The 12,462-nt window shown below is 71.0% G+C and carries 8 protein-coding genes; 5 read left to right on the forward strand and 3 right to left on the reverse strand.

The window, feature by feature from the left end:
* Positions 1 to 47: 47 nt before the first annotated feature.
* Entirely contained in the window at positions 48 to 2,288 is a 2,241-nt protein-coding gene (locus NI26_RS03380; protein ID WP_066652372.1) for an MDR family MFS transporter, read from the reverse strand.
* Between the two features lie 182 nt (positions 2,289 to 2,470).
* Here NI26_RS03380 and NI26_RS03385 point away from each other — a divergent pair, with 182 nt between their 5' ends.
* Complete coding sequence (locus NI26_RS03385; protein ID WP_066652376.1) at positions 2,471 to 4,291, forward strand: DEAD/DEAH box helicase; 1,821 nt, start codon at positions 2,471 to 2,473, stop codon at positions 4,289 to 4,291.
* A 191-nt stretch (positions 4,292 to 4,482) separates the two neighbouring features.
* Here the strand turns inward: NI26_RS03385 and NI26_RS03390 are convergent, their stop codons facing one another.
* Positions 4,483 to 5,412, reverse strand: coding sequence for an NAD-dependent epimerase/dehydratase family protein (locus NI26_RS03390; RefSeq protein ID WP_066652379.1), 930 nt, complete (start codon positions 5,410 to 5,412; stop codon positions 4,483 to 4,485).
* A gap of 121 nt (positions 5,413 to 5,533) precedes the next feature.
* On the opposite strand from NI26_RS03390, the gene NI26_RS03395 reads away from it, so the two are divergent.
* The 4 genes from NI26_RS03395 to opgC all read left to right on the forward strand — a co-directional run bounded on the left by NI26_RS03395 (position 5,534) and on the right by opgC (position 11,340).
* Entirely contained in the window at positions 5,534 to 6,283 is a 750-nt protein-coding gene (locus tag NI26_RS03395; protein WP_066652382.1) for a TetR/AcrR family transcriptional regulator, read from the forward strand.
* Positions 6,284 to 6,398: 115 nt separating this feature from the next.
* Positions 6,399 to 8,426, forward strand: coding sequence for a glycosyltransferase (locus NI26_RS03400; protein WP_066652384.1), 2,028 nt, complete (start codon positions 6,399 to 6,401; stop codon positions 8,424 to 8,426).
* Positions 8,423 to 8,836 (forward strand): ATP-binding protein, encoded by a 414-nt coding sequence (locus NI26_RS03405; protein ID WP_066652386.1) that lies wholly within the window; start codon positions 8,423 to 8,425, stop codon positions 8,834 to 8,836. The genes NI26_RS03400 and NI26_RS03405 overlap by 4 nt, the downstream gene beginning before the upstream one ends.
* The gene (gene opgC, locus NI26_RS03410) at positions 8,824 to 11,340 is read left to right on the forward strand and encodes an OpgC domain-containing protein (RefSeq protein ID WP_144411236.1); all 2,517 of its coding nucleotides are present in this window, start codon (positions 8,824 to 8,826) and stop codon (positions 11,338 to 11,340) included. Before NI26_RS03405 ends, opgC begins: the two co-directional genes overlap by 13 nt.
* Positions 11,341 to 11,544: 204 nt before the next feature.
* On the opposite strand, the gene NI26_RS03415 is transcribed toward opgC, so the two are convergent.
* Positions 11,545 to 12,423, reverse strand: coding sequence for a hypothetical protein (locus NI26_RS03415; RefSeq protein WP_066652389.1), 879 nt, complete (start codon positions 12,421 to 12,423; stop codon positions 11,545 to 11,547).
* Positions 12,424 to 12,462 lie beyond the last annotated feature (39 nt).

Genomic DNA, 12,462 nt, shown 5'->3' on the forward strand with positions numbered 1-12,462 from the left:
CACGGGGAGGCCGCCCGCACCCCGGGCGGGGTGCGGGCGGCCGGGGGTCACCGACGCTGGGTCGGCGTGGAGCCGGTCATCGGCCCGGTGAACGATCCGGCCTCGGCTGCTGCGAGCCCGGCGCGGGCCTCGAGCTCGGCCTCGGCCGACGGCGCCGAGCGGTCGACATCGGACGAGGAACCGTCGGACGAGGAGCCGTCTGACGAGGATCCGTTCGCGGCGTCGTGCTGTTCCTGCAGCGCCGAGCGCTGGCGCAGCGGCGGCACCCGGAAGAACCAGGTGAGCACGAAGGCGAGCAGGATCACGCCGAGTCCGACCCAGTAGATCGTCACGGACGAGGCGTTGAAGCCCGCCATGAACGGCCGCGTGAGGCGGCTGTCGGCGCCGGTGAGGAACGAGGTGTCGTTCGTGCTCGTCGCCGCGGAGTCCGAACTGGCACCGTCGTCGATCTGCTTCGCCAGGGCCGGCGTGAGCTCGTCCACCCAGTACGACCGCTGCGAGGCGTTCGACCAGTCGACCGACACCGTGCCGTCCTGGACGCTGGCGTGCGCCTCGTCCGCCACGGCCTCGAGGGCTGCGGACTCTGCGGCCGGGGTGGCCGCTGCGACCTGCTGGTCGATCACGCCCTGCGCCGCGGCTGCGGGCACGGCACCGGCGGCGACCTGCTGCTGCACGGCCGCGGTGACCTGCTGCGTGACGGCCTGGTCGGCCGCCTGCTTCGCCTGCGCCGAGGCGTCGTCGAGCTTCCCCTGGACGGTCTGCTGCAGCGGGGTGGTGATCGGGGCCCAGATCGTGTCGATCGCGCCCTGGTTGGCCGGCTTGCTCGCCACCGCGGGGTCGAGTGCGGCCGACAGCGCCGGCTTGAGGTCGGCCTGGTTCGCGGTCGCCGTCAGGATGTTGCTCGGCATGACCGAGAACAGGATCGAGAGCAGCACCGCGGTGCCGAGCGTTCCGCCGATCTGCCGGAAGAACGTCGCCGAGCTGGTCGCGACGCCCATGTCCCGGGCCTCGACCGAGCCCTGCGACGCCAGGGTCAGCGACTGCATGACCGAGCCGAGCCCGAGGCCGATCAGGAACATGCCGATCATGAGGAACCAGAGCGGCTTGTCGATCGTCATGAAGGTCAGGACGACGTAGCCGGCCGACACCAGGAACGTGCCGATGACCGGGAAGATCCGGTAGCGGCCGACACGGGCGACGATCTGGCCCGAGGTGATCGACGCGATCATCAGCCCACCGACGAGCGGCAGCGTGGCGAAGCCCGACTCGGTCGGGGTCAGGCCCACGACGATCTGCAGGTAGAGCGGGATGGTCAGCATGGCGCCGAACATCGCGAAGCCGACCAGGAACCCGATGACGGTCGCCATCGAGAACGTGCCGGAGCGGAAGAGCTTCAGCGGGATGATCGCCGCGTCGCCCATCTTCGACTCGACGAGCAGCAGTGCGACGAGTCCGAGCGCACCGATCACGTAGCTGGCGATCGCGGCGGGCGAGCCCCAGCCCCAGGTGCGGCCCTGCTCGGCGACGAGCAGCAGCGGCACGAGCGTGACGATGACGGCCGTCGCGCCCCACCAGTCGACCTTCGGCTTGTCGCCCTTGCCGTGCACCTTCGGCAGGTGCAGGAAGACGATCACCATGATGAGCGCGGCGACGCCGATCGGCACGTTGATGAGGAGCACCCAGCGCCACCCGGTGATCCAGAGGATCTCGGAGGAGCCGGCGAGCAGGCCGCCGATGAGCGGTCCGATGACGGACGAGATGCCGAACACGGCGAGGAAGTACCCCTGGTACTTCGCACGCTCACGCGGCGCGAGGATGTCACCCATGATCGCGAGCGGCAGCGACATGAGCGCGCCGGCGCCGATGCCCTGCACGGCACGGAAGGCCGCGAGCATGAGCATCGAGGTGGACATCGAGGACAGCACGGCGCCGAGGATGAAGACGACGATGCCGAAGATGTAGAGCGGCCGTCGGCCGAAGATGTCGGAGAGCTTGCCGTAGATCGGCGTCGCGATCGTCGACGTGATCAGGTAGGCCGTGGTCACCCATGCCTGCTGGTCGAGACCGTGCAGGTCGTCGCCGATGGTGCGGATCGCCGTGCCGAACACCGTCTGGCCGAGGGACGACAGGAACATGCCCGCCATCAGGCCGTAGATCACCAGGAGGATCTGGCGGTGCGTCATGAGCGGCTGCTGGCCGGAGGTGCCGGGCGCGTGCGCGCCGGTCGCCGCGTCGGGGCCGGCGGTGTCGCGGCCCTGCTGCACCGAGACGGGTGCGGTGGCGGTCATCGAACTCCTTTTTCGTACTGTGTAACTTTGCAGACCGCGCAACGATACATCGGGTGGTTCCGGAATGCAACTAAATGGCGACGGACGGGAGGCGCGTCGCGGCGCCGCCACGCGCCTTCCGTCCGGCCACCGCTCGCCCGGTCGCGTCAGCGGGCGTCCGCCGTCCGAGGTACCGTTTCCCCATGAGCACGGACACCGCCACCGCCACCGAGACCGCCGACGAGGGGCCCGTGGTGACCTTCGCCGACCTCGGCCTGAGCGATCCGGTGCTCAAGGCCGTCAAGGACATCGGCTACGAGACCCCCTCCGCCATCCAGGAAGCGACGATCCCGACGCTGCTCGAGGGGCGCGACGTCGTCGGCCTCGCGCAGACCGGCACCGGCAAGACCGCGGCGTTCGCGCTGCCGATCCTGTCCCGCATGGAGTCGGGCAGCAAGGTGCCCCAGGCCCTCGTGCTGTCGCCGACCCGTGAGCTCGCGCTGCAGGTGTGCGAGGCGTTCGAGCAGTTCGCGTCGCACATGAAGCACGTGCACGTCCTGCCCGTCTACGGCGGCCAGGCGTACGGCGTGCAGCTGTCCGCGCTGCGCCGTGGCGTCGACGTCGTCGTCGGCACGCCCGGTCGCATCATGGACCACATCGCCAAGGGCACGCTCGACCTGTCCCAGCTGAAGTACCTCGTGCTCGACGAGGCCGACGAGATGCTCAAGATGGGCTTCGCCGAGGACGTCGAGACGATCCTGGCCGAGACGCCGGACGACAAGCAGGTCGCGCTGTTCTCGGCGACGATGCCCGCGCAGATCCGTCGCATCTCGCAGCAGTACCTGAACGACCCGTCCGAGATCACCGTCAAGACCAAGACGAAGACCGCCGCGAACATCACGCAGCGCTACCTGATGGTGTCGTACCCGCAGAAGGTCGACGCGCTCACCCGCATCCTCGAGGTCGAGGACTTCGAGGGCATGATCATCTTCGTCCGCACGAAGAGCGAGACCGAGACCCTGGCCGAGAAGCTCCGCGCCCGCGGGTACGCCGCGGCGGCGATCAGCGGTGACGTCGCCCAGGCACAGCGCGAGCGCACGGTCAACCAGCTGAAGTCCGGCAAGCTCGACATCCTGGTCGCCACGGACGTCGCCGCCCGTGGCCTCGACGTCGACCGCATCACCCACGTCGTGAACTTCGACATCCCCGTCGACATCGAGTCCTACGTGCACCGCATCGGCCGCACCGGTCGCGCGGGCCGCAAGGGTGACTCGATCAGCTTCGTCACGCCGCGCGAGCGCCGGCTCCTGTCGGCCATCGAGCGCCACACGAAGCAGCCGCTCACGCAGATGCAGCTGCCCACGGTCGAGGACGTCAACGAGACGCGCCTCAGCCGGTTCGACGACGCGATCACCGCGGCGCTCGAGCAGCAGGACCGCATCGAGAAGTTCCGTGACGTCATCGCGCACTACGTCCGCAACCACGACGTGCCCGCCGAGGACGTCTCGGCCGCGCTCGCGGTCGTGGCGCAGGGTGACTCGCCGCTGCTGCTCGACCCGGCCGACGACCAGCTCCGCAACCAGGTGGACCGCGACGGCCGCCGTGGTGAGCGCCGCGACCGTGACGACGACCGTGGTGGCCGCGAGGACCGTGGGCCGCGCCGCTCGCAGCCGATGACCGCCTACCGGATCGAGGTCGGGCGTCGCCACCGCGTCGAGCCGCGCCAGATCGTCGGCGCCCTGGCGAACGAGGGCGGCCTGCGGCGCGACGACTTCGGCGCGATCCAGATCCGACCCGACTTCTCGATCGTCGAGCTGCCCGAGAGCATGGACCCGGGCGTGCTCGACCGGCTCGCCGACACCCGGATCAGCGGGAAGCTCATCGAGATCGCGCCGGACCGCCGCGGCGGTGCCCGTCGGTACGACCGCGACGACCGCGGACCGCGTGCGCCCCGTCGGGACGACCGTCCCCGCCGTGACGACCGCCGCGACGACGACCGTCCGGCACGCAAGCCCCGGCACTGACCAGCCATCGGTCGGTCACTGACCGGCCACTGACCGGCCACTGACCGGCCACTGATCCGCTGCGCGACCCCGTCCTGCGGGGTCGCGCAGTCGCGTCGCGGGACCCCATCGGCCCTGCCCACTGCCGGGCCGACTCCGGGACGGACGCGAGCCGCCCGCCCGTCGCGGGTCGTGCCTCCCGTCCGGTCGGCTCAGACGGTCAGCCCGTGAACCGTGCGGCGGCAGACCTCGTCCCAGGGCGTCGGGCCGAACCCGAAGTGCGCCCGGGTCGCGGTGTCGTCGACCACGTAGGGAGCCGACCACTGGTAGCCGAGCTGCGCGACCTCCCGCATGAAGGGGACCACCGCGCCGATCCCGCGGAGCAGGCCGATCGGCAGTGACCGCACGCGGACGGCGGGCCGACCGGCCGTCCGGAGCATCTCGGTGAGGACCTGCTCCTGGGTCCGCGGTGCGTTGGTCGGGACGATCCAGGTCCGACCGTGCGACCGCTCGTCGTCCGCCGCGGCGACGAGGAGCCGCGCGACGTCGCCGACGTCGGTGTACGAGTGCGGCTGGTCCGAGCGCCCGATCACGGTGACGGGCTTCCCCCGCATCGCGGTCGGGAGCACCCGCGTGACGTGCCCGTTGACGCCGGTGCCCGGGCCGACGTAGTCCGAGCCGCGGACCTCGACCGTGCGGATGCGTCCGGCCTCGTGCGCCGCCAGCGCGTCTGCCCACATCCGGGCCCGCAGGACGCCCTTGTGGTCGGTCGCGGCGTCGGGCAGGTCCGCGCGCATCGGTCCGTCGACCGGGCCGTACGGGTACAGGTTCCCGGTGATCGCGTACACGGCACCCGTCCGCTCGGCGGCGGTGAGGAGGGAGGACGCCAGCGGCGGCCACACCCGCTCCCACTGCGTGTAGTCGCCGGGGTTCGCGCAGTTGTGGAGTGCTGCCGCGCCGTCCGCGACGGCCGTCAGGGCGTCCGCGTCGGCGGCGTCGAGCCCGACGTGGCGGACCCCGGGCAGACCGGTGTCGCGTCCGGAGCGGGTGACGACGACGACCTCGTCGCCACGCTCGGACAGCAGTGCCGCAGTGTGGCGACCGACGGGGCCGGCGCCGACGACGACGTGGTGACGGGGCATGGTTCCTCCTGAGATTCGGGAGAGCAGTGCTCTCGGAAGCCATCATGCAGCCGGACGGGCTCCGATGCAAGAGCAGTGCTCTCGTTTGTGTGCAGTGCTCTCCCGTGGCACGCTTGACGGCATGGTGGAGAAGGCGAGGACCGCCCGGTCCCTGGCACGGGAGGCCGTGCACGCGAGCATCCTCGCGGCCGCGCGCGCCCGGCTCACCGAGGAGGGACCGGAGCAGCTGAGCCTGCGCGCCGTCGCTCGTGACGTCGGCCTGGTGTCCTCCGCCGTGTACCGGTACTTCCCGAGCCGCGACGACCTGCTCACCGCGCTGCTCGTGCTCGACTACGACGAACTCGGCGCCGCGGTCGAGGCGGCAGAGGCGCCGGTCGACCGGTCCGACCACGTCGGCCGCTGGGTCGCCGCGTGTCGTGCCGTCCGGCAGTGGGCGATCGGGCACCCCGGGGACTTCGCGCTCCTGTACGGCTCACCCGTGCCCGGGTACGTCGCACCGCAGGACACGGTCGAGCCCGCCTCGCGGACGACGCACGTGCTCGTCCGCGTCGTCACCGACGCGTGGTCGGGAGTCGCCGGGTCCGAGCTGGCTCCGGACTGGAGGCTCGGTGCCGGTCCCGCGATCGGCTCGCGGCCCGCAGCGCCGGGCGCCGTCGCCGACGCGGTCGCCTACACACGAGAGCGCGGCTTCCACGACGACCCCTCGCCCGAGGTCGTCCTGCGGACCCTGATCGCCTGGACGACGGTGTTCGGCGTCCTGTCGTTCGAGCTGTTCGGGCACGCGGTCGGCTCGGTGACCGACCCGGCGGCGTACTTCGACGAGGTGATCGTCCGCCTCGCGCACGATCTGGGGCTCGCAGCGCCCGGATGAGCCGATCTCACCCCGCGGACGGGGCGGCGGGCTGACAGCGGTGCCCTGCCTGCGGTAGACAGGGCGGTACGGCGCACTCACCCAGCGCTCGCCGGCTGCAGCAGGAAGGACGCCGATGACCGCGCTCGACGTCAGCCGTCAGGACCGTCGCCGACTCACCACCGGTACCCCGACCAAGCGGCTCGCGACCGTGCGCACCGTCGCGCTCCTCGCGTCGATCGCCGGCGTCAACTACATCGTCTGGCGCTGGATCGGCTCGGTGAACTGGCACTCGTGGTGGATCGCGGTGCCGCTGATCCTCGCGGAGACCTACAGCGTGATCGACTCGCTGCTGTTCGCGTTCGGCGCCTGGCGACTCCGCGAACGCGGGGAACCGCCGACGAAGCCCGCCGGGGACGTCACCGTCGACGTCTTCATCACGACGTACAACGAGCCGGTCGAGCTGGTCGTCCGCACCGCCCGTGCGGCGAAGGCGATCACGCACCCGCACGCCACGTGGATCCTCGACGACGGCAACCGCCCGGAGATGCGCGCCGCCGCCGAGTCCCTCGGCATCGGCGTGATCACGCGCGGCGCCGACTGGGTCGACCGGCCACGGCACGCGAAGGCCGGCAACCTCAACAACGCGCTGCTCGCGACGCAGGGCGAGTTCCTGCTCATCCTCGACGCCGACCAGGTCCCGGAGCCGTCGATCCTCGACCGGACGCTCGGCTACTTCAAGGACGAGCGCATGGCGCTGGTCCAGACGCCGCAGTGGTTCGAGAACGTGCCCGAGGCCGACCTGCTCGGCAGCCAGGCTCCGCTGTTCTACGGGCCCATCCAGCAGTCGAAGGACGGCTGGAACGCGGCGTTCTTCTGCGGATCGAACGCGATCCTGCGGCGCGAGGCACTCATGCAGCTCGGCGTGACCCGCTACGTGCGCGAGGTCGAGGAGTCCGTCGAGCGGACCATCAAGACGTCGCGGAAGCTGCTCGCACGAGCCCGCGAGACCGAGACCGACCCGCGGGTGCTCGACGCGCTCGACGGTGCGGAGCAGGTCGTCGACCGTGCCCGTGACCAGATCGACCGCGGCGAACCGCTCGGCGACGTCACCTACGACTTCCAGCGCGGCATCGACGCGATCGCGTACCGGTTCGCCGCCGCCGACCTCGAGTCGGTCCGCCGTGACCTGCAGGAGCTCGCCGCGATGTCGACCGAGGCGGACACCTTCGCCGGCCTCGACGACGCTGCCCTCGACGTGCTCGGACGACGGGACGCCTCGCCGGTGGCCGCGATCGAGTCCATCGCGGTGCTCGCCCGGGCGCTCGACGTGAACCGCGACGACGAGGCCCAGCCGATCATGCCGCTCGCCACGATCTCCGTGACCGAGGACATGGCGACCGCGATGCGCCTGCACGGCCTGGGATGGAGGTCCGCGTACCACGACGAGATCCTGGCGAAGGGCCTCGCGCCGGAGGACCTGCCCACCATGCTCGTGCAGCGACTCCGCTGGGCGCAGGGCACCATGCAGGTCTTCTTCCGCGAGAACCCCCTCGTGCAGAAGGGCCTGTCGTGGGGGCAGCGCCTCATGTACTTCTCGACCATGTGGAGCTACCTTTCGGGCTTCGCGGCGATCGTGTACATCGCGGCCCCGGTGCTCTGCCTGTCGTTCGGTGTCGTGCCCGTGCAGGCCTACAGCGTCGACTTCTTCGTGCGGCTCATCCCGTTCCTCGTGCTCAACCAGCTGCTGTTCTGGGTGGTGGCCGCCGGCAGACCCACGTGGCGCGGGCAGCAGTACTCGCTCGCGCTGTTCCCCGTCTGGATCGAGTCGGTGACGAGCGCGTTCGAGAACGTGTTCCGTGGCAAGCCACTGGGGTTCCGGGTCACGCCGAAGGTCAAGGACGAGTCCGACCAGCGACCGCGGTGGGACCTCGTGAAGCCCCAGCTGTACGCGATGGGTGCGCTCGTCGCCGCCCTCGTGATGATCGCGATCCGGTACGCCACGGGCCAGGCGGACGGCATCGCGCCGCTCGTGAACACCGCGTGGGTGATCTTCGACCTGTTCATCTTCAGCATCGTCGTCCGCGCCGTGCTCTACCGCGGACCGGAGGCGGGGACGCCGCAGTCCGAACACGTGTCCTCGACGGCAGGAGGCCCACTGTGACCGACCACGACCTGACCTTCGACGTCCCGGCCGTCGCCGAGTCGCTCGACGTCGTGCAGGACCGCTTCGGCGCCTGGTGGGACACCATGGCGATCGACGACGCCCGTCTCCGCTTCTCGCTCGAGACCGCCCTCGCCGAGATCGCTGCCAACATCGTCGAGCACACGCGACGCACCGATGCCGAGGCCGGTCGCGGGTACACGGTGGAGCTCTGCGCCACGGACCGTGAGCTCGTCGCGGTGCTCACCGACAACGGGCGCCCCGCCGACGTCGACCTGTCCGCCGTGACCATGGCCGACCCCGACGAGGAGAGCGGTCGCGGCCTCGCGCTGGCGATCGCCGCGCTCGACCGCCTCGAGCACGAGCACACCGGCGGCCACAACATCTGGACCCTGGCGTGCAACCGGTGAGGGGCGCGCTGGCGAAGGCCGTCGCGTTCCTCGTCGTCGTCGGGACGCTGCTGCTCGGCGGGGCGCTCCCCGCGTCGGCCGTGTCGGCTCCGGGTCGTGCCGGCGAGACGCCCTCCGACGGGCGCGTGTGGTTCGGCCCGGACCTCGACTGGGGGAGCGACGCCCCCGACGGGTACGAGGGTCGGCTCGGCGCGACGCCGTCTGTCTACGGGGTCGAGATCGAGTACCCCTTCGACCGCAGCGCACGGGACGAGTTCCTGCGGGCGACCCGCGCGGCGGCGACCCAGGGCGCGGTGCTCGCGGTGAGCCTGGAGCCGTCGCGGTCGCTGCGGTCCCTCACGAAGGCCGACGCCGCCGCGGCGAACCGGCTGTTCGAGGAGGTCCACCGGCAGTACGACACCCAGTTGCTCGTGCGCTTCGCTCCCCAGATGAACGGCACGTGGGTTCGCTGGGGACAGCAGCCGACCGCGTTCGTCCCGGCGTTCCGGACGCTGGCCGCGGCCGTGCACGCGGGTGACTCCGACGCTGCCATGGTGTGGTCGCCGTCGTACGGCGCGGGCTACCCGTTCGGCGAGTCCGCCGGGCGGCTGCAGACCCTGTCGGGCAACGACGTCGCCGAGCTGGACACCGACGGCGACGGCCGACTCACCGCCGCCGACGACCCCTACGGCCCGTACTGGCCCGGCGCCGAGAGCGTCGACTGGGTCGGGCTGTCGATGTTCTTCTTCGGCAAGGGCAAGGCGACCGAGGCCGCCGGTCGCGACGTCCCGCTGACCCGCAACGAGGTCCCGCAGGACGGCGAGGTCGCGGCACGCTTCGACGAGACCTGGGGCTACGAGCAGACGCAGTCCGAGGGCACGTTCACCGAGCGCTTCGCACAGGGCGAGGACCGGCCGATGCTGCTCGACACCGGCGCGCTGTACGACCACTCGTTGCGCGGTGCGGCCGAGCTCCCGGTCAAGCAGGCGTGGTGGCGGCAGGTGATCGCCGCCGTGCAGGACCACCCCGAGGTCCGGGGCGTGACGTTCCTCGAGACGAACCGGCGCGAGCCCGAGGCCGGCAACCGCGTCGCCGACTGGCGGGACACGGCCGACCCGGGGATCGCCGGGTCCTTCCGGACGGACCTCGAACAGGCCGGGGACTTCGTCCTCGGACCGGTGACGGAGCGCGTGACGACGCAGGAGGGTGCCGCGGCGATCAGCCAGCAGTACGAGACCGGCGGCGACCAGATGGCGTGGATCGTCTGGTGCGCCTTCGGCCTCGCAGCGGCGTTCCTGCTGAGCGGGCTCGTCGGACGGCTGCTGCCGAGCTGGCGGTACCCCGACGACGGCAAGCCCGGGCGCGACCTGCGCCTCGACCTCTTCCGCGGGTTCATCATCCTCGCGGTGGTGATCACGCACATCGAGATCGGCGGGCCCTACTCGTACATCACGCTGCACGCCACCGGTGCGATCACCGGCGCCGAGATGTTCGTGTTCCTGTCCGGCATGGTGCTGGGCATGACGTACCCGTTCGCGATCAAGAAGTTCGGCGAGTGGGTGGCGGCCGTCGGGGCGTGGAAGCGGGCGCGGAAGCAGTACGTCGTCACCCTGGCGGTGATCGTGGTCGTCTTCGCGCTGAGCTTCGTGCCGTTCCTGGACACCGATGCGATCACCACCTTCACCGACCGGGGGACCGGCACCGGGGGCGTCGGCGCCGAGGGTCGGGTGTACGACCTGTACCCGAACGCGATGCAGCTGCTGGCCTACCCGCCGCCCTGGTTCGCGATCCGGCAGTTCCTGCTGCTCGAGATGGGGCCGTGGCCGTTCAACATCATGGGACTGTTCGTGGTGCTGAGCCTGTTCATCCCCGTCTTCCTGTGGGTGATCCGGCGCGGCTTCTGGTGGGCGCTGCTCCTCGTCAGCTGGGGGCTGTACGCGTTCCAGGCGCTGAACCCCGAGTTCCGCCCGCTGAACTCGCAGTTCGAGTCGGTGTTCCCGCTGCTCACCTGGCAGGTGGTCTTCACGCACGGCCTGGTGCTCGGCTACTACCGGCGCCAGGTGATCGGGGCGCTGACCGGCCGACTCGGCAAGGTCCTGATCGGCATCGGGATCACCGGGTACGCCGCGTTCCTCGTCTACGTGTGGGCGGGCGACCAGTTCGGGTTCACCCCGGCACCGTTCCCCGCGTCGATGTACAACGACCTGTACAACACGGCGTACCAGCGGGTGGACCTGCAGTGGGGGCGTCTGGTCGACATCGCCTTCTTCGCGATCGTCTCGTACGCGATCCTCACCGTGTTCTGGAAGCCCATCAGCGCCGTCATCGGGTGGCTGTGGATCCCGATCGGGCAGGCGAGTCTCTACGTGTTCGTCTGGCAGGTCTTCTTCGCGCTGGCCATCGCGTCGATCCCGGGCGTGGACTGGTTCAACGGCTGGATCGGCTTCGCGGCCCACACGGCCCTGATCCTGCTGGTCTGGTACATGATCCGGAAGCGCTTCATGTTCTCGGTCATCCCGCGCTGACCCGCGTGGGCGGCGTGGTCCGTCGCAGCGGGCCCCGAGTCTCGTCCTGACCGACGGTCCTCGCGGTCGGCGGCACGAGGACCGTCGCTGAGCCCGAGTCTCGGGCCGGGCTGGGCCGGGCCGGGCCGGGCGGGCGGGACGGAACGACGGACGGGAGGCGCGGTGCCAGCTGGCACCGCGCCTCCAGTCCGTCGCGTGGTCCCGTCAGCGCGTGGCGACGCGCAGCGGCTGCGGGTCCACCGGGTCCGGGGGGACCGGCAGGGAGCCGCGGACCTGGTTCTGCGCCTGGCAGTCGCTCGTGCAGTTCGTCGCGCCCTGCGACAGCTCGACCGCGTCCTCGCCGAGCACACCACCCATGCGTCCGCCGGGCTGGACCGTCCAGGTCGTGGTGGTCGCGGTCTGCGAGGTCTTCGTCGCGACCTGCGGGCTGTCCTTGCCGAGCAGCATCTGGTGCGCGTCGCTGCCCGAGGACACCGCCGCGACGCCGTCGCCGAAGTTGATCTTCCCCGTGTAGGGGTTGGTGAAGTAGAAGAGCCCGGCCCCGAGCGTGTGCGTGAACGTCACGGGCTGGGCGAACTCGGTCTCCATCTGGAAGATCCCGCCCTGGGCGCCGTCCTTCGCCTGGATCTTGAACTTGCCCGCGCCGGTGCCGAAGATCGCCACGAGCGTGTCGTCGCGGACCTCGAGCGAGGAGAGCTTCGTGCCGGCGAGCTGCGCGGCGGTGAGCGACGGGACCTTCGAGGCGAACACCACGGTCGGCTTCGTCACCATCCGCTGGGTGTCCGGTGCCCCGGTCAGCGTGTAGTCGTACACGCCGAGGTCGGCGATGCGGATGTCGAAGCCGTTGTGCTTGCCGCGGACCGCGATGGTGCCGGTGACGGCGACGTCCTTGAGCTTGAAGTCCCTGCCGACCGCGGGGTTCGTCGTGGCGCCGTTGACGGTGACGGCGTAGTCCCCGCCGGTCGACGTCTTGCCGGACGCGTTCGCGGGGGACACCCCGACGAGGGCCGCCGCGGCGACGGCGCCGAGCGCGATCGCGGTGGCGATGCCGGTGGTGCGGCGTCGCGTGCGCTGGGTGGTCATGGGGTGCCTCCTGGGCTGGTCCGACGCGCCGGCGGTGGT

It is taken from the genome of Curtobacterium sp. MR_MD2014 (genome assembly GCF_000772085.1).
In the GTDB taxonomy this organism is placed as follows: domain Bacteria; phylum Actinomycetota; class Actinomycetes; order Actinomycetales; family Microbacteriaceae; genus Curtobacterium.

What these genes read in the sequence shown, in the direction of transcription:
- NI26_RS03390 (WP_066652379.1), bottom strand. Translation starts at nt 5,412, where the DNA reads ATGCCCCGTCACCACGTCGTCGTCGGCGCCGGCCCCGTCGGTCGCCAC.
- NI26_RS03395 (WP_066652382.1), top strand. Translation starts at nt 5,534, where the DNA reads ATGGTGGAGAAGGCGAGGACCGCCCGGTCCCTGGCACGGGAGGCCGTG.
- NI26_RS03415 (WP_066652389.1), bottom strand. Translation starts at nt 12,423, where the DNA reads ATGACCACCCAGCGCACGCGACGCCGCACCACCGGCATCGCCACCGCG.
- NI26_RS03380 (WP_066652372.1), bottom strand. Translation starts at nt 2,288, where the DNA reads ATGACCGCCACCGCACCCGTCTCGGTGCAGCAGGGCCGCGACACCGCC.
- NI26_RS03385 (WP_066652376.1), top strand. Translation starts at nt 2,471, where the DNA reads ATGAGCACGGACACCGCCACCGCCACCGAGACCGCCGACGAGGGGCCC.
- NI26_RS03400 (WP_066652384.1), top strand. Translation starts at nt 6,399, where the DNA reads ATGACCGCGCTCGACGTCAGCCGTCAGGACCGTCGCCGACTCACCACC.